Consider the following 21,417-nt stretch of genomic DNA (forward strand, 5'->3'; position numbering starts at 1 on the left):
GAAAATCTTATGCAATTTAAATTAAATCGTCTTGCAGGTGCCCTGATTCTAAGCAGTTCTTTGATTGGATGTGCAGCTATTGTCAAAACACCATATGAAGCGCCAGCGGTCAATGTACCGACTAATTTTGAATATGCTCAAAAAAAGAATCAGCAAATTTATGCCGATGCTTATGCAGATCAATGGTGGACATTGTTTAATGATGCCGAGCTGAATCAATTGGTTAATCAAGTGATTAATGCCAATGCAGATTTAGCTGTGGCAGGATTAAATATTCGTCAAGCCATGTTACAAGCTGGTTTAGCCAAAGACCGCCAAGGTTTACGTGTAAACTCAAGTGCTTCTACAGGTCATAACTTCGATTTACACTCAGGAGATTCAAGTGACCGAGGTATGTCAGTCAGTGCGGGTGTAAGTTATGAGCTAGACTTATTTGGTCGCTTAGCGAGCCAAACTGAAGCTGCAAAATGGGAAGCCTTAGCAACCGAGCAAGATTTACAAGCAACGGCACAAAGTTTAATTGGAACCACTGCCAATGTATATTGGCAATTGGGCTACTTAAATGAACGTTATGCTGTAGCAGAACAAAATCTTGCGAGTACACAACAAACTTATAATTTGGTACAAGCACAATATAAATTAGGTGCTGTTTCAGGTTTAGATTTAACGCAAGCAGAGCAATCTGTTCAAAGTCAAAAAGCAACATTAAGCCAAATTGACCAGCAAAAAGTAGAAACCCGTACAGCACTTGCTGTATTGCTCAATCAGCCTATACAACAACTTAATGTTGCTGAGCCTCAACGTTTACCACAGATTGCCCTACCAGAAATTGCGGCAGGTTTACCTGCTGAATTATTGTCACGTCGCCCTGATTTAAAAGCCAATGAATTACGTTTACGTCGTGCACTTGCCAATAAAGATGCAACAAAGGCGAGTTACTACCCATCTATCAGTTTAACGGGTAATTTAGGTGCTTCGAGTGTGTCACTCACCGACTTACTTAAAAATCCTGCTTTAACTTTAGGGGCAAATTTAAGTCTTCCTTTTTTACAATATAATGATATGAAAAAGGATATTGCGATTAGCAATATAGATTATGAAAAAGCCATTATTCAGTATCGTCAAACCTTATATCAAGCCTTTGCAGATGTTGAAAATGCACTATCAAATCGGATAGAGTTAAATAAGCAAGTACGCTTACAAGAACGTAATGCACAGTTAGCTGAAAAAACAGAAAGTTTGACTCGTGTGCGTTATCAATACGGTGCAATTGCATTAAAGAATTTGTTAGATGCGCAAGAAACCACACGTAATGCACGTATGTCTTTATTACAAACCAAGCAAAATCAATACAATGCTTATGTCACGTTAATGCAAGCTTTGGGTGGTAGTCCAATTCAAAGTATGTCTGAACAATAAAAGAAGCCCGAAAGGGCTTTTTTAATATCTACTCAAATGTATTCAGTTTTAATTATTTATCCTTCATTTCAAAGATTGTAAATTCAAAATTTTCTTTATAAATAATTTTTTCAGGGCGTTATTTATCCATTTTATTTTTTCGAATCACATCTTCATACCATTTAGGTAAAGGCTTAAGATTTAGTAAAATTCGTCTCGCAATAAAGTTCATAAGATCAAATGAATATACAAAAAAGTAAGTACCCAATTATTATGATAAATAATGAGATACGGTCTCCATGTTTCTTTAAAAATATCATAGCCAAATAAATGCTTTTTTATTTTAGACTTAATCATTTTTTAAATATTCTTTTCTAACTGCCATTCTAGATGGAAACAACCTAATTTCAAAATATTTATTTATTGAAGAATCAACAACATAATGATCATTTTCTTCAACTTTACACGCTTCATTCACTTCTGCTGACCAATATGGAATTTTCGCCTGATATTTCATTAAATAACGTCTCACCCATAACCATGGATAAAAAATAGGTGCAACTAATGTTAATTCTGCAATACCCAACGGTTTATAGTTATAAAAAAGTCTAAGCTTACTCATTTCATAGCTTTCAAGTTTTTGGTCAATGTCATTACAAAAACATAGCTGTATTTCATTAAAACTTTCTAAACTATTGGCATCAATATAAAAATCTTGCGGTCCATCTTCCATATAATGGCGTATAAATTCCCAGTAAGATAAGCATTGCTTGGTATCTTCTGCAAAAGGTGTTGGACTATTTAAACTAAAACTAAATTCTATATTATCATCAGCATCTACTTTCGCTGCACGTAATTCAACTTTCTTAATTCCATATAACCAATCTACAGTGGCAATATAGAAAAAAAGTTCATCCCAGTCATAAATTTTTTCCTCTCCATCTTTTGTAAAAACATAAACTTTTTTATTTTTTCGATTAAAACGTATAGGTAAATAATAAAAACTTTTATATTCATATTTCTTAAACTCTTTAAATACAAATTTATTATAAAAAACAATAGTAACAAAAAAATATAAAATAAAAATGAAAATAAAAAAAAAGTCAAACTCATAACCATCATTTATAAATTTACAAATAACTTCATAAATAAAATATAAATAAACACTTAAGCAAAATAATAAAAACATACAGATCATTAAAAAAGAATATAGTCCATAAAAATTATAATTCCTATTTACTATTTCCAAATAAGTAGAATTCATTTTTATAGCAGATAAATAATGAAAGGGCTCTATATTAACTTTCTGATGAATATTAAGCCTAAGCTTTTTATCATCTTCATCTATTTTTTTAATCTTTGAATAATCTGAATAAATCCAATTACCAGTACTTTTATCTTGGCTCAATATTTATACCTATACTTTTACATATTTAAGCCAAGACAAAAATCTCAAATATATTTCTATATTGACTTAATCATTTTTTAAATATTCTTTTCTAACTGCCATTCTAGATGGAAATAACCTAATTTCAAAATATTTATTTATTGAAGAATCAACAATATAAGGATCATTTTCTTCAACTTTACACGCTTCATTCACTTCTGCTGACCAATATGGAATTTTTGCCTGATATTTCATGAAATAACGTCTCACCCATAACCATGGATAAAAAATAGGTGCGACTAGTATCAAATCGACAACACCTAGCGGCTTATAGTTGTAAAAAAGTCTAAGCTTACTCATTTCATAGCTTTCAAGTTTTTGGTCAATATCATTACAAAAACAAAGCTTAGACTCATTAAAACTTTCTAAACTTTTGGCATCAATATAAAAATATTGTGGTCCATCTTCCATATAATGGCGTATAAATTCCCAGTAAGATAAGCATTGCTTGGTATCTTCTGCAAAAGGTGTTGGACTATTTAAACTAAAACTAAATTCTATATTATCATCAGCATCTACTTTCGCTGCACGTAATTCAACTTTCTTAATTCCATATAACCAATCTACAGTGGCAATATAGAAAAAAAGTTCATCCCAATCATAAATTTTTTCCTCTCCCTCTCTTGTAAAAACATAAACTTTTTTATTTTTTCGATTAAAACGTATAGGTAAATAATAAAAACTTTTATATTCAAATTTTTTAAAATACTTATATCCAACTTTATAATTAGCTAAAAAAAATACACCAAAAAAAATCAATATAACAAAATACATTATCAAACTAAACCCATTCTCAATTTGATAAATAATTGTATCAACTAATGCATATATTGGTAAAATAATACAAAATAAAATAAAGAAACCACCTGCTAATAATGAGTACAGCCCATAAAAATTATAATTTCTATTTGCTATTTCCAAATAAGTAGAATTCATTTTTATAGCAGATAAATAATGAAAGGGTTCTATATTAACTTTTTGATGAATATTAAGCCTAAGCTTTTTATCATCTACATCTATTTTTTTAATATTTGAATAATCTGAATAAATCCAATTACCTGTGCTTTTATCTTGGCTCAATATTTATACCTATACTTTTACATATTTAAGCCAAGACAAAAATCTCGAATATATTTCTATATTGACTTAATTATTACCTTAATATTACTCTAAAAAATCTTTAGGAATATTTGGAATTTTTGAAGTTTTTACACATAAGCGTCGAGCTAAAAATTGAGGAATACCAAAAAATATTAAGTTTAAATTAAAGTTTGACGGTAACATAATTTCATTTGTTAAATAATTAATCGTTGAAAATTTTAATAATTTTATTCTTTTCCAACTTTCACTTGCTGTCTCTTTTCTAGATCGATTTGGAGCAAATGTTAATATAAATGGTGTTAGTTTTTCTAGACTTTCTCCCGCCATATACCGTCTAAAAAATTCCCAATGACCAACAACTAAATCCATATTATTTAAGCGAAATGGGAAAATAATACCTTTTTGTACAACACGATTATAATCTAGTATCGAAGCATTCACTATGTAATCTCTATCTTCATTCATCGTAATTGAAAAGTTATAATCTTTCCAAGGTGCAGAAATCCACTCTTTTCTATAAGGTTCAAAATAATGTAATTCTTGTTTTTTACGATTAAAAATAAGAGGATAATGGGTATAACCAAAAATTTCACGTTTAAATGATATTGTAAAAATCTTATATAAAAAATATCCTCCCCCTACAATACCCAAAGAACTAATAATAAACGTAAGAAATGTCATTCGATCACCCAATATAGCGAGAGGAAAGACTATCAACATGCTACCAACCATTATAAATAAAAGAGTTGAAAACAGTAGCGAAAATATCGTGGGTAAACCTCGAATTTCATCCCATGCATCAGTACAAATGATATAATCCTCATTTATCTCTTGAATATTAAGTGATGAAATTAATATTAGATTAAGCTTCTGATTTAAATCTAAATTAAAGTTTATCATCCCTCTTTCGTTTAAATAACTCAACTTCATTGGTGCTGTTTGCTCTATTATCAAACCTTCTAGCAGATTTTTATTTTCATAACCATAATTACCGCTCACCACTATTCTCCCATTGCTTCTTTTACAGCCATATCATAATTTTTTTCAAGCTTATCTAAGGTAAATTCTTTATTATTTACCCCCCAGTAACTCTCTTTTAACCAATATCTTAACTGTTGACGCCGTACATAATCTGCATAATAGTCAAGACCAAAACCAATAATAATTAATAATATACCCCAACCTGTTGCACCAAGACCAAGTAATCTTACAGATGTAGCTGCTGTTCCTTTTCTTAAAAGATAGGTAGAAAGACCTAATGAAACTCCATATGTTGTATCTAACAAAAAACTTGTTGTATTATTATTCCGTAAGGAGTTATAAGCATTTCTGAATTCTAATGCAGCAAATATAGCAGCACCTCCATATAAACCAATCCTTGCTAAGTTACGAATAGATGTAAATCTAGAAGCTAGATGAGTAGTATAAATATTTTTTACATCGGGGAATCCTTGATACAGCATAATTTGCCTTTGTGCAAAATCCATAATACTACCAATGAGTATTAATGGTTGTGCAGCAATCACTAATTGTGCATCTAATGTTTCTTTTTCACTTAAAGACTCATGTCGAACTTTTTGATATGCCGTCAGTATTGCAAAACTTTGTAAAGCACTAGCAAGCACACCCAATGCTAGTGCCTTATTATTATTTGGATGTAATTCTTTCAATTTATTATTCATAAATTGTGGATCTAGCTTAAAATCTGAAATTGATTTATAAACATTATTCTGTGTTTTATTATGTCTATTTGATAAATATAATTTTTTATCTAAAATAAATTCAAATTCTACAATTTTATTAGGGTTTTTAATATTCGATTCTAAAATCATACGATCTAATTTACTTTGTAATGCACGTGCTCGTTCTCTTTTATTATCACTTCTTTGTATTCCTGAATCTTGAATCGCTCTATATACCTCAGATGGAACTTTACCTAAAGTTCCTGTATATCTAACTAAAATCAATTCTTGTTCATAAAACATTTGTACACCAAATGCTACGGGTAAATTTTTAAGATCAGCACCAACCTCATTAAAAATTAAGGCAATTTGTGCATGTAATCTATCACCTATTACTGTATGTGACAGATTGTTTTGTAATTTAAAATAATTTGCTAAATCTATCTCATCAAGCACTTGTGAATAGCCATAATACAAACCTGCATTACTTGGGATACTTTCTGTACTTGCTATAAGAAAATGATCTACTGTATCTAATTTAAAATTAGAGTAATTAGAACTAACGTATTGTTTCAATTTATTATTATTATAAAATAATGCTCTAATAGGATAATTTCTATCAGAAATTGATTTTTCTTTCAGTAATTCATAAAAAAACTCAGAAATCTTTGGATAATTAACCGAGTCACCAATTACAATACCTAAAATATTAAAAAACTCTCCTAAAATTTCAATATTTTCTTTATCAAAATAATTTTCCATATAATGGAAAAATAAATCTCCTTTAAAAAAATCGATATATGTATCTGATAAATTATCAATTTTTGAATTTAAATCTTTATAAGCATTAGATTGCGTCCATTTCTGATATTTATTTTCATCTACAACTTCTAAATAATTCTTCCAATTACTTTTAAAATCTTTATCCTTTTTTTCATTTATACTTCGAATAAAAATTTCTTTAGCTTCAGGTGTGAGTATTTCTAATAAATCAAATTTTTCATCATTAAGTTTATTTTTCAATTCCTTTTTACTTAACCCATTATTTATTTTAAATTTATTGCCTTGTAATCCATACATCATTTCATTTGGTAACAAGCCTTTTTTATAATTCGCTAGAATTCCTCTTTTAGTATAGTCCTCCACTTCAAAATATGCTGAAGCAGCACATGATCTACTAACCCCAAGTTGAATTTGTGAAAACTTTTCATCCATATAAAGATCTTTTTCATTATTCTTGTTATATTTTTCTTTGTAATACCTCATCACTTGCCCAATATCTTTTAGAATTCCAACTGGATCATCTAATACAATAACTGGATAATCTATTGATTTTTTATCTCCATCAAAATAGTAATTTTTCAAATTTTCAAAAATTTTATTTTGATTTTTAAATAACGGATTTTTTTTGAAATATCTCTATCTTTAATCCATGAATTTGAATGTTCAAAATCAAAATTAGCTAAATCATCAATATATGTATACTGACTTTTCTCTAATCTATATTCATGTTGTATCTTATTTTTTGACACTATTCTAAATAAATCTTTTCTATTTTCTAATTTTTTTATGACTGTTTTTGAGAACTGGTGTCTTGAATAAATAATCCCTATTTCATCTACTCCTACATATAAATCTAAATGCAATGCATTTATAGTTGTATCACCATAACCTTTTGACTTTTTAGACTCTTGCGTCTCAAAACATATCGCATGTGTTTTTTCAACATCTTCATGATCTTCTATATTTTCTAACGGTATTGTCGACAAATAGCCATTGCTGCTTATAGAATAAGCTCTAATAGGATATTCAAGCCCTTGTTTATGATGATCATGACTCCAAGCCTCAGCGTATACATATAAATAGCCTGTTTCCAATAATCTTAATGTATAAACCAAATTATCAGGTAAGTTTGGATAATTTTTTGTTAAATGACTGGGGCATTCTTTCACTTGATTTTTAAATCCTATGCCAATTCTTACTGGCAAGTCTACTCCTAATCTGGCACAAATATCACAGCGATTACCATCCCCTTGATCTAAATTTCCTTGTTCTATATTTTCATTTACATCTTCCATCTTAAATTACTCCATACTTTTTATACACATTTGAAACTATTTCTATAAAATATTCTTTTCTTGGAAGCTTTCTTAAATTATCTACCATTTCATTTATTTCTTTCTTTATATCTAAATTAATATCATCAATTAAACTAATATCTAATTTTTTATTATAAATAAAATCATCTTGATTTAAATTCAACCCTCTAAACTCTCCATTTATACATATAATATACTCATCAAAGTTATTTAAAAACTTTTCTTTCCACCCAGAAAAAATATTTCTATATATTTTATTTTCATCGTACATAAGAGCATTTAAATGTAGAGAAACCCTTGGATCATAAAACCGAAAAAGGCTTTTCCTACTATTTCCAACTACCATTAATTTCACCATAAGATCAGCCATTTCCTCTAAATCTAATGTAGACTTAATTAGATTCTGGGCTATATACATATCATCAAAATAATTTACAAATCTTGTATAATAATTTAAAACTAGTTCTTCTAAAAAACTTTGCTTAATATCTTCACTGATGGAATTTAAATCTACTAATATTGGACAAAAATATTTTTTTTTAAAAACATCTTCACCTAAATATTTATATTTAATATTATTTCCATCATATATTTCAATCATATTAGGAAAAAACCGTTGTTCATATACCATATAATTATATTTCTTAAAATTTTCTAAATTTAAATCTATTACATTTAACATTCATTAAAACCTTAATCTAAACTTATTAAAGCATTGCCATTTCTAGCTGCATTTTGCAATTTATAAGGACATTTTAATATTGGAAGCTCTATAAATTTGCTATCAATATGTTGCCCTGCCTTAAATAAATGCTGCCCTGCTTTACTTTCAAATTTACTTGCCGTTGTAGAAAAAATCCCTGATGCATTAATCTTTAATTCTGAACCATCTGCAACAATTTGAATTTCTTTAGGACTCGTAATATAAACAGTATCTTCTGTCGATATTACCTGTATTCCCTTACGTGCAATAAAATCTGCTTCACCATCTTGTGCCTGTAGTTCTACATTCCCTTTAGCTGCATAAGCACGCAACCCCTCTTGGGCTGCAAATAAACTTATTTTTTGGCTTGCATGCCCAACTAAAGACTTTTGAGTAGACACATTAATACTATCACCTGCGGTATAACCCATCTGTCCATCTGCAGATAAATACAAATCCTCATTTGTAGAAACTGCTATAGATTTTGGAGCAGCCAAAACCATTACAGCTGCTTTAAAAGCATCGGCCTTTTTAGGATCTTCTTTCACCAAAGTTGCAATAAAACCTTGTATTTTATCCAATACTTCTAAAGGATCAGTCTGTTGATTCTTCGCTACTTCACTTAAAGCTTTTGCACTACTTAAATTCGATTCAAGCTGACTTTTCGCTTCATTCGCATCTAAGTGACTACCTTCGGCATTGTCTTGTTTATGCGTTGTCAGTAATAAACCATTGCCTGCGCGTACCGCACCCCATTGGTCTGTTCTCAGCTCAAAACCTTCTCCACGTCCTTCACTTTCTGCTTGCTCTTTAGGATGACTTAAATTACCTAAGTTAAGCTGAGTTGCCCCATGACTACTTTGAAGTTGAGTTGAAATTTGCTCTGTCGTATCATCAAATCTTAATTGTCCAAAGCCTTCACCTGCAACTTCCTTGGAACGTATACCACTGAGCTTTTTGGTATCTGGCAATTGCCCTTTTATATCGAACTTAGTTGGGCTTCGCTCTGCTTCATGAATACGTCCAACTACAAATGGTCGGTCAATATTGCCATCAAAGAAGTCGATAACGACTATTTCACCAATACGAGGTAAGAAACGTGCTCCATATCCTTCACCTGCCCAAGGTGTAAGGACATCTACCCAAGCAGAGTCTGTGTCATTGTCATTTGTCCCTGCACCACTATCATGAGCATGGTCTTCACTTCGGGTAAATAGGAAACGGACTTTTATACGTCCCCATTCATCCACATGAATTTCTTCACCTTCAGGACCAACCACTTTGGCACGTTGTGGATATGTTGTCGGTCGATCTTTCAGTAAATGATATTCGGGAACAACGGGTATTGTGCGTCTTTGTAAAACTAATTCATTGGCTTGACGTTCATCACCAACCTGTTGTTCTGCTTTCAACCAGTTACTTTGTTGAAGTAATTGTTGAATTTGCTGACTTAAATCTTTGGGTAAATTATTTTGGTTATAAAAGTGTTTTGATAGAATTAGAAATTGTTTGTCTGAACCACTATGTAAATCTATTTCTGGATGTTCATTAAATTCAAACCAATAACCAACTTGAGCATCTCGTACAGTCGATTTTGCAATAAATTGTTTGGCTTGGGCATCATAATATTTACTGAGGTTTTCATTTAATTTTTCTATTTGTTGATTACTTGATGCTGTAGCTTGGTCTTCTCCATTTAAGTCCTGCATCCAAGCAGGGCTCATATGCCATGCTTGTTCTAGGCTTAAACTGACATTATCTTGATTTCCACTATGTTGATGCTTACTCAGTACTGAACCTGCACCTTCTTCTTGGCTTAAGCTATCGGCTTGCCAACGTTGTACATGAACTGCAGTGGGTTGTAAGCTACGTTGGGCAATAAAGCTCACGATACTGTCTTGCTTTTCTGTAGCATTTGAACGGTGGTAACGAATATTCCCACGGCTTAATGATTTGTATTGTGCTTGATCATCAATTAAACGTAGTTTTTGAGCTTCAATTGAAGCCATAAATGATGAAACCGTTTGCTGTGCTTCATCTATTAAGTAGCTAATACCTTCACTTTTCCATAGTCTTTGTAAAAAGCTAAGGTCAAGTTCATTACTTTGCATAATGAATGGGCGAACATCGCCATTTTAGCTTAGTCCTGTTAAATCTAAGTTTAAACTGGCAGCAAAAAGTGGACTTTTGTCTTGCCATTCTTTAAAAAGAATTTCCGTTACCTCACGGACACTTTTATTCATAAAGACACGGCTATTGCGTCGTTTTGTCCAAAGAGAAGTTGGATCTTCTAAAGTGAGTTTGTATGCAGTTAATGCACCATCACTTTGTCCTTGAGCAGCTTGGGTAATAATTCCTGTGGTACGAAACAATTGCCCACGGTCAGTCACCTGATCTACAGCAACTTGTACGCCAATAAATTGTTTTAATGGTAAATATGCATTCGTTGAGAAACAAATAAGTTCAGCCTGAAGTCCACCATTAATTTGATGTTGACCTTCAATGCGTTGTAAAAAGACTTCAGTATTAAGTGCTGGATTTGAAAACTGAATATGAAGTGATCTTTTTTGTGCACCTAAGCCCAAGTTTTCTAGGGCTGAAAATATATTTCCCAACATAATTTTTGTCTTATTTAATTTGAGGTAATAATTATCTTTAATCTTAACAAATTAACGTGACTTATTTAACTATTTAGACATATTTGTAACAATTTTAATGCAAAAAAACGGTGCCTAAGCACCGTTTCTATTGAAGTAAAATTATTCTACATCCATCAAATCTGGGCTCATACCTACTGTATTAAAGCCTGCATCAACATATAAAATTTCACCAGTAATACCATTTGCCCACGGTGAACATAAGAACAACGCAGCATTACCTACATCTTCAATTGTCACATTACGCTTAAGCGGTGCAACTTTTTCATTGGCATCTAACATTTTACGGAATGATTTAATACCAGATGCTGCTAATGTACGAATTGGTCCCGCAGAAATTGCATTTACACGAATACCTTCAGCACCTAAGCTTGATGCTAAATAACGAACACCTGCTTCTAAAGATGCTTTTGCCATACCCATAACATTATAGTTAGGCATAACACGCTCAGAACCTTGATATGTCAATGTCAATAAACAACCTTGACGCGCTAACAATAACGGTTTTGCTGCACGTGCCATTGAAATAAAGCTATATGCACTAATATCGTGTGCAATTTTAAAACCATCACGGTCAGTTACATCAGTAAAGTCACCATCTAAAGTATGTGCAGGTGCAAAACCAATTGAGTGAATCAAGCCATCTAAACCATCCCAATGCTTTGCTAATTCTGCAAATGCTTGGTCAATTTCAGAGTCAATAGCCACGTCGCAAGGAAAAACGAGTGTTGAACCAAATTGTGCAGCAAATTCATCTACACGTTTTTTTAATTTTTCATTTGGATAAGTAAATGCGAGTTCTGCACCTTCACGATGTAATGCTTGTGCAATACCAAATGCAATTGAAAGTTTACTTGCAATACCTGCAATCAGGAAACGTTTACCTGCCAATAATCCTTGTGCCATGGAATTCTCACTTAAAATAGTTTGCCGACATAATGCCTAATTTTCTGCATTTCTGAAATTGCATAATGCATCTTTTTTAACTTTTAAGCATATAAAAAAATCGCTCAAATAAATTGAGCGATTTTTCTAGCATTCAAACTTCATCTATAAATTAGTCGTCTTGTAACATGCCTAATAAACGTAAAAATGAAAAATACATCCAAACCAAAGTGGCTAAAAGTGCAATACCACACAACCATTCCATTGATTTTGGTGCATTTTGTGCTGCACCATTTTCAATTAAATCAAAATCTAGAATTAGATTAAGTGATGCAATTACGGCAACAAAAGCAGCAAAGCCAATTCCCAATGCACTCGTTTCAAATAAAAAAGGAATACTTGAGCCAAAAGCCATACGCATAATAAATTGCACAACAAATACAATCGCAATTGCAATTGTTGCTGACATCACAATAGATTTAAACTTTTCTGTCGCACGAATAATACGGAAACGATATAAACCAAACATCACTAATGTCGTCACAAAAGTCGCTAATAAAGCTTGCAACGGCACACCTGGAAATTTCAATTGGAAAATAACTGAAATACCACCTAGAAATGCACCTTCAAACAATGCATAAGGAATCGCTAAAACTCGTGCTAAATTCGGTTTAAATGTTGCAACTAGTGCAATAATAAAACCACCAATTGCTCCGACCATTGCCCCAGCATAAGCCAATGAGCCATTACCTGTTAAGAATGTATAAAAAAATAAAGCGACACCCACAACAGCAGCGATCACAGTTAAAAGCACAGACTTTTGAATTGCACCTTGAACAGTCATTGGTTGTGCGTAGTCACTAGAAACCTCTACACGCGTTAAAATTGGGTTATTACTTTGCATATTCCTCTCGTTTTTATAATCGAAAATATAGTTAATATTTTACACTCAGTTGATATTTTAACCAAAATAAAACTGAGCACTTTTGTAAGTTTTCTATACATAAAATGCATAAATAAAAAGAAAGGTATTTTTACCTTTCTTTTATAATGTATTTACTAAATGAAATTGATTTTATAACCTAGCTTTTTCATCTTTTTTAAAAATTAAAGAATGAAAAAGTAAATGATTAATCTTTATTCATAATAAAGAAGTATTCACGATAATACTTTAGCTCTGCAATTGAATCACGAATATCATCCATTGCTAAATGAGAGGCATTTTTTTTCAATCCGCTCATAATTTCAGGACGCCAGCGTTTTGCAAGTTCTTTCACTGAGGATACATCTAAATTACGATAATGGAAATATTGTTCCATTTCAGGCATTAAACGATGTAAAAAACGTCTATCTTGGCAAATTGAGTTACCACACATTGGTGATGTCTTTGGATTTACCCATTTTTTCAAAAATTCTAAAGTTTGTAATTCCGCATCACGTGCAGTCAATTTACTACGACGTACACGTTCAATTAGACCTGATTGCCCATGTTGGCGAGTATTCCACTCATCCATTGCATTAAGAATCACATCTGACTGATGAACTGCCAGCACTGGACCTTCTGCCAGAATATTTAAATTATCATCAGTTACAATTGTTGCAACTTCAATAATTTGATCGTTATCTGTATCTAGACCTGTCATTTCCAAGTCAATCCAAATAAGGCGAGTATCAGGTGTGCTGCTCATAAATGTGCAATCTTATTAGGCTAAAAAATACAATAGTAGCAAATTTATTTGTTCTTTGCTGTAATTCCCCCCCTGCTTCATGCTATTTTTGCCATTCTGTATTCATGGTTTTTTTAGGATGTGAATGGCTTTAATTCGTAAGCGTCGTTTGACCGAGCAACAACAACGTCGTATTGAGAAACAGCATAAAACTCGTCAGGAAGAAATAGATACTTCTAATGATTTAGAAGGTCTAGTCGTACAGCATTATGGCCGCCAGTTAGAGGTGCAAGCCTTATCGTCGCCTGAACAACATCCAGAGAAACCACAGGTCAAAGAAGGTGAACCTGATCCTTTTTGGAAGCCAATTGAAGTTGGTAGTGTTTGGCGTTGTCATACGCGTACCAATCTTGAACTATTAGTTACTGGTGATCGTGTTAAATGGCAGGCAGATCCTAATACTGGTTTAGGTATTATTACTGCAATTCATCCACGAAAATCATTACTCACACGCCCAGATCGCTATCACAAAGTGAAGCCTGTTGCGGCTAATATTAGTTTGATTGTTATTGTATTTGCAGTATTACCAGAACCAGCACCGGGTTTAATCGATCGCTATTTGGTTGCTTGTGCTGATGCAAATATTCCTGCACTATTGGTTTTAAATAAAACAGATTTGCTACAAGAAAATGACCCTATTCTAGGTTTAGTAAAAGAATACGAACATTTAGGATATGAAGTCATGTTGACACAATCGACAGGTGATCTATCTGACTTAGCGCAACGTCTAGCAGGTGAAACTGTCGCTTTTGTAGGACAATCTGGTGTAGGTAAAAGCTCACTCATTAATACGATTGTTCCTAATGCAGCGCAGAAGACAAATATCATTTCAGAAAACTCTGCTTTGGGACAACATACTACAACCTCAACTCGTTTAATTAGTTTTGGGGATGGTGCTGCTTTAATTGATTCTCCAGGAATTCGTGAATTTGGACTCTGGCATTTAAATAGCGACAAAGTTCAGCAAGGATTTCCTGAAATTGAAAACTTACTTGGTCATTGTCAATTTCGTAATTGTACGCACAAACATGAAAAACAATGTGCACTGCGTTTAGCTGCTCAAAATGGCGAAATTTTAACGCGTCGTTTGGACAGTTTTTTACGTTTAATTGATGAAATTGCTGAGGCTCAGCAAAAAAATTAAATTTTATTAACATTTAGCCCTTGAAGCGGTGATTTTGATCGCCATATTTATAGGCTATACTCTTCGACAATTTTAAAATTGTAATTAGGTGACTTGTGGAACGTTGGTTCGAATTTATGGGGAATCACCCCTTCTTATTTGGAACATTGGCTGTTTTAATCGTATTGTTCTTCATTTTAGAAGGCCAACGTAATGGTCGTAAAATTTCCCCGCAATCTTTAGGTATTTTGGTAAAAGCCAAAAATGCAATGCTTATTGATTTACGTGATGCGAAAGATTTCCGTGAAGGACATATTAGCGGTAGCCGCAATATTCCTTATAGCCAGATCACAAAGCATATTGAAGAGTTAAAAACATCTGAACGTCCACTTGTTTTCATTTGTAATTTAGGTCAAGTCGCAGGCACTGCCCTACAACAAGTTGGTCATTCAGACGCCTATCGTCTCGATGGTGGTATTAGCAACTGGAAAGCCCAAGGCTTACCTTTGGTTAAAGCTAAATAATTCGCTAAAGGAGGCCAATCATGGCTAATGTTACAATTTATTCAACAACCGTTTGCCCATATTGCATTCGCGCTAAGCAACTTCTTGAGCGTAAAGGTGTAGAATACAAAGAAATTAATTTATCGAATGAAGCGCCAGAAGTGCGTATTGAATTAATGCAACGTACAAATCATCGTACAGTGCCACAAATTTTCATCAAAGATCAATTTATCGGTGGTTTTGACCAACTTTATGCTTTAGAGCGTGAAGGTAAACTCAACGATTTATTGGCATAATATTTACTAATCATACTCTTTTAAATTCAAGGATTAAAAAATGAGTGAAGAACAACAAGTTCAACCACAATTAGCTTTAGAACGTATTTATACAAAAGATATTTCTTTTGAAGTACCGGGTACACAAGTTTTTACAAAGGCATGGGAACCTGAACTCAATATCAATCTTTCATCTTCTGCTGAAAAAATTGATCCTACACATTACGAAGTTTCTTTAAAGGTTGTTGTTCAAGCGAACAATGCTGGCGAAACTGCGTTCATCGTAGATGTAACACAAGCAGGTATTTTCTTAATCGACAATGTTGAAGAAGATCGTCTTCCATACATCTTAGGTGCTTACTGCCCTAACATTTTATTCCCATTCTTACGCGAAGCTGTAAATGATATGGTAACTAAAGGAAGCTTCCCTCAATTGCTTCTTACACCAATCAATTTCGATGCTGAATTTGAAGCTAACCTTAAGCGTGCTCAAGCTCAAGCCGTTGAAGGTCAAGCTTAATATTTTAAGCAAAAAAAAGACCGCTTATGCGGTCTTTTTTTATTTTATTTTTTTAGCTTATCTAATCTTTTCAATACTTCAGAAACAGCAACCATAGCAAAACTAGAAGTCACAACAACAGCTGAACCATACCCACCACAACGTAAGCCTGCACTTGGACAAACATCTGCACTAGAAAATGGATTATCAATTGAATAAACACAGGTAATTCCAAATTTTTCTTTTGGCTTTTTACAAACTCCTTTACTTCGCAATTGTGCACGTAATTTTGCCAACATTGGATCTTGTTCAGTCTTAGATAAATCTGCCACACGAATTTTTAATGGGTCTAATTTTCCACCTGCCCCACCAGATACAATTAAAGGAATTTTATTAAAACGACAATGAAGCATTAAGGCTAATTTTGCTTTTACATCATCAATGCAATCTAAAATAATATCAGGTGTGTTGGCTAATACTTCTTTAATATTTTCAGGTGTTAAATAATCATCAATTAAATTAATTTTAATTCGTGGATTAATAGAACGACAACGCTCAGCCATGACTTCAATTTTTTCATGCCCTAATGTTGATGTCATTGCTGGAAGTTGACGATTAATATTTGATGCCGCAACGACATCCATATCAACCAATGTTAATTCACCTATACCCGTTCTTGCTAAAGCTTCTACAGCCCAAGAGCCAACGCCACCTATACCAATCACCATCACATGACTTTTTTCATAATGATTAAATGCATCATCTCCATAAATTTTGGCTACACCAGCAAAACGGCGATCATATTCATCATTGTGAGGAAGGTCTGTCATGATTCATTCTAAATAACAAAAATCTTGAGTTTATTTTATCAAATTAAAATACTTCATTGCTGATTAATCTATTCCCCATGACTCAGGGAAATAGATTTGATCAATTAAATATTGAATTTTATAACTCTTTCTTTCATTTATTTTAACGTTATTAGATACTGGCGAAAGTTCACGATAATAATGATAATTCATTTGCCATACATAAGGTTTTAAATATTGAATATTCAGCACTAAAGTTTCATCATCATGACACTTTCCCATACTTATATCGAAATCCATGTAAGAGAAACATGCTCGAATCATTCTCCATACTGAAAATGGAATATCTTGGAATCTAAGTTTATACTTACTATCTATCAATAATTCAAAAAAATCTGCCCTTTCTTCACTCATTCCTCCACCTGAATACATTTCTCCAAATGACTGAATTAGAGCAATGGCAAACGTATTTTCTGAAATTTTAAACAATCGTGGATAAATAAATTTATGATCAGAAGGTTCATTTACATCGCCTTGTGTAGCCCAAAAGGTATTCACCTTTTGTGGACTATAATTAGAAAAATCCCATGAGTTCAATAACTCATAATTTTTATTTATCTTATTCAATTGATAGAATTTCAAATCTGATATTACATAAAATTGATTGCTAGAGTTTTTGACTCTATATAAATGCCAATCTTCATTTTGTTGACATTCAATGATAAGGACTTTACAAATATTTTTCTTATCTTGAGCTTTAATCTCGATTCTTTTGAAATCTATTATATTTTCTGTCGCCCATCCCATTACTGGATAGAACAACAAAAGACTTAATAATATTTTTTTCATTTTCATTCACATTTTTATTTTCAACTTATTAAATCAAAAGTTTTTAAAGAATTCCACCATACTCTCTCCGCTAATTGAGTACGATTCATCTTCAAACACTCAGCTAATCCATCAAGCACATAAGGTAAATTTACAGGAGTATTTCTTGTTCGATGCTCTGTTGAAGTCTGACAACATAAAGGTGTCATATCTGGACAATCCGTTTCTAAAACAACATGATCCGCACCAATAGCTTGAACGACTTGTTGTAATTTTTTCGCATTAGGATTGGTAATTTGCCCTGTTATGCCAATTTTAAAACCTAATTTAATAAAGGCTTTTGCTTCTTCAATACCACCACTAAAAGCATGTGCAATTCCGCCATATTGAAACTTCTGTTGTTTTAAAATTGATAAAACATCGGCATGAGATTTTCGAATATGAAGTAAAATAGGCTTTTTAAACTGCTTTGCTAATTCAATTTGTGTAATAAAGAAATCTTTTTGTTTTTGAACCATCTCTAAAGCTTTATGCTGCGTTAAAAAGGTATCTAATCCAATTTCCCCAATAGCAATACATTCATGTTGTTGTAATATATGTTCTAAAGCATATAAATGCTCTATGCGATGCTCTTCAATATAAAATGGATGCAATCCTGGGGCTAAATGACTTTTAGGCGCATGATCTAATTGATTTATAAATTGATGTGCCTGAATTAAATCATTAAATCTAGAATGTAAAAAACCAATTAAAATTAAATGTTCTACACCTTTTTCTTTAGCTTCATATGCCAATTGTTCCCGATCTTGATCAAAATCGGGAACATCGAAATGTGTATGTGTATCAAATAATGGTAAGCGCATTGAAGTGATCCAACCTTACTTATTGGCTGAAATTAGAACTTCACTCGTCGCAGTAGCTTGTGGTAAATATTTTGCTTTTATAATTCCATTTAATTGATCGTATGGAATCGTTAAACGAGGCAACCCTACAATATAAGGTCCAATTTCATATTCACCATATTGCAAAATTAATCCATGAGTCCCAAGGTAATAATTATTTGCTAATTTAAATTTCCAAACTTGCTCATATTCATTTACATCTGTAGACAGCTCAGATTCAACAATCCATGTTTTAAATGCTTCATAAGCTTGTTTTTCTAATTTGGGTAACTGATCCTTTTCAAGAATTTCTGTTAATGGAACTAGTTTTTTAGACTCTAAATCAAAATTAAAATATTGTTGTGATGATGATCCATGTGCTCCCCCCAAATAATTACTGCTATTTAGTACAACTGTTGCCAAAGGTCCTTCTGAATTTAAAATTTTTGGCTTAATCATAAAACTAATTTTATGATTCGCACTTAATTCTTTAACCTCCTGATCTAATTGTAAAAAGCTATGGATATATGGAATCAGTTGATATTCTAATTTTTGTTTAGCTGTTTCATTGATATTTTCTGCATTAATATCTGAAGCTGATTTTTCGACTTTAACCATGGAATCTTCTAAATCTTCTGGATCAAGAATCTGTTTAAAAATCTCAATAATATGTTGATCAATCACTTGATCAACAAAAAACTGATTACTACTTAATCTTTCAATTGATAATTCAGGACAATTTTTATCCTCACATTTTGGTAAATTTAAGTTTAGCTTTTCAATTACACCTTTAAGTTCAACTTCCTTTTTTTCAGACTGTAGCTCTGATTTTTCAGCACTTTGTAATGGCTCCTGAGGCTGACAAGCACTAATAAAGACAGTAGCGACAAAAATTGAGGTAATCAAACTTATTTTATTACTAAACATTAACTTCCCTTTCCATTAGTGAGGTAACAGTTATCATTTGTCTTCAGTTATAACATTTATTACCCATAAAATGGGGCTTAAAATTGAATTAAATTTAAAAGTTTTTAAATTTTATTTACATAGTTTTAATTTGTGGAATGACTTTACTTAAATATCATTATTTCTATTCTTAGAATAAAAAAACAGCTTCATGATGAAGCTGTTTTTTATCTTTATTCTAAATTAATGTTCACGTGTACTACGGAATACAATATCAGGATAACGTTCCTGCATTAATTGCAAATTCACACGACTTGGTGCTAGATAAGTTAAATGACCACCACCATCTACAGAAAGTTGATCATGTGCTTTCTTCTTAAATTCATTAAATTTCTTTTCATCATCACAAGAAACCCAACGAACCGTATTAATGCTTACTGGCTCATAAAGACAATCAACTTTGTATTCTTCTTTTAATCGATATGCAACAACTTCAAATTGAAGAACCCCAACTGCACCAACAATTAAATCGTTGCTATTTTGTGGCATAAATACTTGTGTTGCACCTTCTTCTGAAAGCTCTTTTAAGCCTTTTTGCAATTGCTTAGACTTTAAAGGATCTCGTAAACGTACTCGACGGAACATTTCAGGAGCAAAATGTGGAATACCTGTGAAACTTAACTTTTCACCTGAAGTAAATGTATCACCAATTTGAATTGTACCGTGGTTATGTAAACCAATAATATCGCCTGGCCATGCCTCTTCTAAATGCTGACGATCACCCGCAAGGAATGTTAATGCATCACTAATTCGCACATCTTTATCAATACGAACGTGTTTCATTTTTAAACCTTTTTCATATTTACCAGAGCAAATACGCATAAAGGCAATACGGTCACGATGTTTAGGGTCCATATTAGCTTGAATTTTAAAGACAAAACCAGTAAAACCTTCTTCTGTTGACTCAACAATTCGGTCTTTTGTTGGATGTGCTTTTGGTGGTGGAGCATAGTTAGAAAATGCATCTAACACATGATCAACACCAAAGTTACCTAACGCAGTTCCAAATAATACTGGAGTTTGACGACCTGCTAAGAACTCTTCACGATCTAATGGTTCATTTGCCATTTGAACCAATTCTAAAGATTCTTCAAATGCTGCCCAAGCAAGTTCCCCAACTTTGTCTCGTAAATCTGCATGATCATAACCATCACGAACTTCAATATCCGTAATCGTTGAACCAAAGCCTGCTTTATAAACGTAAAACTTTTCTTCAATGAGGTTATAAACACCAGCAAAGTCACGCCCTGCACCTAAAGGCCAAGTAATTGGTACACATTTAATTTTAAGAACATTTTCAATTTCATCTAATAACTCTAATGGTTCACGAATTTCTCGGTCCATTTTGTTTACAAATGAAATAATTGGTGTATCACGCATACGACACACCTCCATTAATTTAATGGTACGATCTTCGACCCCTTTCGCACCATCAATCACCATTAATGCAGAATCAACTGCAGTTAATGTACGATATGTATCTTCAGAGAAATCTTCATGTCCCGGTGTATCAAGAAGATTAATCATATGATTTTTATAAGGAAATTGCATTACAGATGTGGTGATAGAAATACCACGTTCTTTTTCCATTTCCATCCAATCTGATGTTGCTGCACGGTCAGACTTACGACTTTTTACCATACCTGCAACTTGAATCGCTTGCCCCCACAATAACAATTTTTCTGTCATTGTCGTTTTACCCGCATCAGGGTGGGAAATAATCGCAAAAGTCCTGCGAGCTGCGACTTCTTTAGCTAATTGATCTTTAAACATAAGGGAAAATCTTCAATATATACACCGTTTTGACATATCAAATGCTATGTAACAAACCAGT

19 protein-coding genes and 1 pseudogene are annotated in these 21,417 nt (G+C 32.5%); 5 read left to right on the forward strand and 15 right to left on the reverse strand.

The window, feature by feature from the left end; translation table 11 throughout:
- Positions 1-9 precede the first annotated feature (9 nt).
- Positions 10-1,419, forward strand: a complete 1,410-nt coding sequence (locus AOY20_RS01570) for an efflux transporter outer membrane subunit (RefSeq protein WP_054580247.1) — start codon at positions 10-12, stop codon at positions 1,417-1,419.
- Between the two features lie 328 nt (positions 1,420-1,747).
- On the opposite strand, the gene AOY20_RS01575 is transcribed toward AOY20_RS01570, so the two are convergent.
- The 10 genes and pseudogenes from AOY20_RS01575 to orn form a co-directional block, all read right to left on the reverse strand.
- Positions 1,748-2,806, reverse strand: coding sequence for a DUF6708 domain-containing protein (locus AOY20_RS01575; RefSeq protein WP_144424749.1), 1,059 nt, complete (start codon positions 2,804-2,806; stop codon positions 1,748-1,750).
- A 66-nt stretch (positions 2,807-2,872) separates the two neighbouring features.
- Entirely contained in the window at positions 2,873-3,925 is a 1,053-nt protein-coding gene (locus AOY20_RS01580) for a DUF6708 domain-containing protein (protein WP_054580249.1), read from the reverse strand.
- 84 nt (positions 3,926-4,009) lie between these two features.
- Positions 4,010-4,945 carry a hypothetical protein gene (locus AOY20_RS01585; protein WP_054580250.1) on the reverse strand — a complete coding sequence of 312 codons (936 nt, stop codon included), beginning with the start codon at positions 4,943-4,945 and terminating at the stop codon, positions 4,010-4,012.
- A gap of 2 nt (positions 4,946-4,947) precedes the next feature.
- Positions 4,948-6,993 carry a hypothetical protein gene (locus AOY20_RS01590; RefSeq protein WP_054580251.1) on the reverse strand — a complete coding sequence of 682 codons (2,046 nt, stop codon included), beginning with the start codon at positions 6,991-6,993 and terminating at the stop codon, positions 4,948-4,950.
- Positions 6,990-7,706: a toxin VasX gene (locus AOY20_RS01595; RefSeq protein WP_054580252.1), complete on the reverse strand. Its 717-nt coding sequence runs from the start codon at positions 7,704-7,706 to the stop codon at positions 6,990-6,992. The genes AOY20_RS01590 and AOY20_RS01595 overlap by 4 nt, the downstream gene beginning before the upstream one ends.
- Position 7,707: 1 nt before the next feature.
- Complete coding sequence (locus AOY20_RS01600; protein ID WP_054580253.1) at positions 7,708-8,409, reverse strand: DUF4123 domain-containing protein; 702 nt, start codon at positions 8,407-8,409, stop codon at positions 7,708-7,710.
- 11 nt (positions 8,410-8,420) lie between these two features.
- Positions 8,421-11,048 (reverse strand): annotated as a pseudogene (locus AOY20_RS01605) (type VI secretion system Vgr family protein).
- A gap of 141 nt (positions 11,049-11,189) precedes the next feature.
- Complete coding sequence (locus AOY20_RS01610) at positions 11,190-11,993, reverse strand: enoyl-ACP reductase FabI (RefSeq protein WP_054580254.1); 804 nt, start codon at positions 11,991-11,993, stop codon at positions 11,190-11,192.
- Positions 11,994-12,144: 151 nt separating this feature from the next.
- Positions 12,145-12,876, reverse strand: coding sequence for a Bax inhibitor-1/YccA family protein (locus AOY20_RS01615; RefSeq protein WP_054580255.1), 732 nt, complete (start codon positions 12,874-12,876; stop codon positions 12,145-12,147).
- 226 nt (positions 12,877-13,102) lie between these two features.
- Positions 13,103-13,660, reverse strand: coding sequence for an oligoribonuclease (gene orn, locus AOY20_RS01620; RefSeq protein ID WP_054580256.1), 558 nt, complete (start codon positions 13,658-13,660; stop codon positions 13,103-13,105).
- 124 nt (positions 13,661-13,784) lie between these two features.
- Between orn and rsgA the strand changes: the two genes are divergently transcribed.
- The 4 genes from rsgA (at position 13,785) to secB (ending at position 16,120) form a co-directional block, all read left to right on the forward strand.
- A complete protein-coding gene (gene rsgA / locus AOY20_RS01625; RefSeq protein ID WP_054580257.1) occupies positions 13,785-14,843 on the forward strand; it encodes a small ribosomal subunit biogenesis GTPase RsgA in 1,059 nt (352 codons plus the stop codon).
- A gap of 95 nt (positions 14,844-14,938) precedes the next feature.
- Positions 14,939-15,346 carry a rhodanese-like domain-containing protein gene (locus AOY20_RS01630; RefSeq protein ID WP_054580258.1) on the forward strand — a complete coding sequence of 136 codons (408 nt, stop codon included), beginning with the start codon at positions 14,939-14,941 and terminating at the stop codon, positions 15,344-15,346.
- Positions 15,347-15,363: 17 nt separating this feature from the next.
- Positions 15,364-15,621 carry a glutaredoxin 3 gene (gene grxC, locus AOY20_RS01635; protein WP_171250428.1) on the forward strand — a complete coding sequence of 86 codons (258 nt, stop codon included), beginning with the start codon at positions 15,364-15,366 and terminating at the stop codon, positions 15,619-15,621.
- A 40-nt stretch (positions 15,622-15,661) separates the two neighbouring features.
- Positions 15,662-16,120, forward strand: coding sequence for a protein-export chaperone SecB (gene secB / locus AOY20_RS01640; protein WP_054580260.1), 459 nt, complete (start codon positions 15,662-15,664; stop codon positions 16,118-16,120).
- A 44-nt stretch (positions 16,121-16,164) separates the two neighbouring features.
- Here secB and AOY20_RS01645 read toward each other — a convergent pair whose 3' ends face one another.
- From AOY20_RS01645 to AOY20_RS01665, 5 genes are all read right to left on the reverse strand, one after another.
- Positions 16,165-16,929, reverse strand: a complete 765-nt coding sequence (locus tag AOY20_RS01645; RefSeq protein ID WP_054580261.1) for a tRNA threonylcarbamoyladenosine dehydratase — start codon at positions 16,927-16,929, stop codon at positions 16,165-16,167.
- A gap of 63 nt (positions 16,930-16,992) precedes the next feature.
- Positions 16,993-17,757, reverse strand: a complete 765-nt coding sequence (locus AOY20_RS01650) for a hypothetical protein (RefSeq protein WP_054580262.1) — start codon at positions 17,755-17,757, stop codon at positions 16,993-16,995.
- A 20-nt stretch (positions 17,758-17,777) separates the two neighbouring features.
- Entirely contained in the window at positions 17,778-18,599 is an 822-nt protein-coding gene (locus tag AOY20_RS01655) for a TatD family hydrolase (RefSeq protein WP_054580263.1), read from the reverse strand.
- Between the two features lie 15 nt (positions 18,600-18,614).
- Positions 18,615-19,544 carry an RsiV family protein gene (locus AOY20_RS01660; RefSeq protein WP_054580264.1) on the reverse strand — a complete coding sequence of 310 codons (930 nt, stop codon included), beginning with the start codon at positions 19,542-19,544 and terminating at the stop codon, positions 18,615-18,617.
- A gap of 222 nt (positions 19,545-19,766) precedes the next feature.
- Positions 19,767-21,356: a peptide chain release factor 3 gene (locus AOY20_RS01665; protein ID WP_054580265.1), complete on the reverse strand. Its 1,590-nt coding sequence runs from the start codon at positions 21,354-21,356 to the stop codon at positions 19,767-19,769.
- Positions 21,357-21,417 lie beyond the last annotated feature (61 nt).

The sequence above is a fragment of the Acinetobacter equi genome (assembly GCF_001307195.1).
Taxonomy (GTDB): Bacteria; Pseudomonadota; Gammaproteobacteria; order Pseudomonadales; family Moraxellaceae; genus Acinetobacter; species Acinetobacter equi.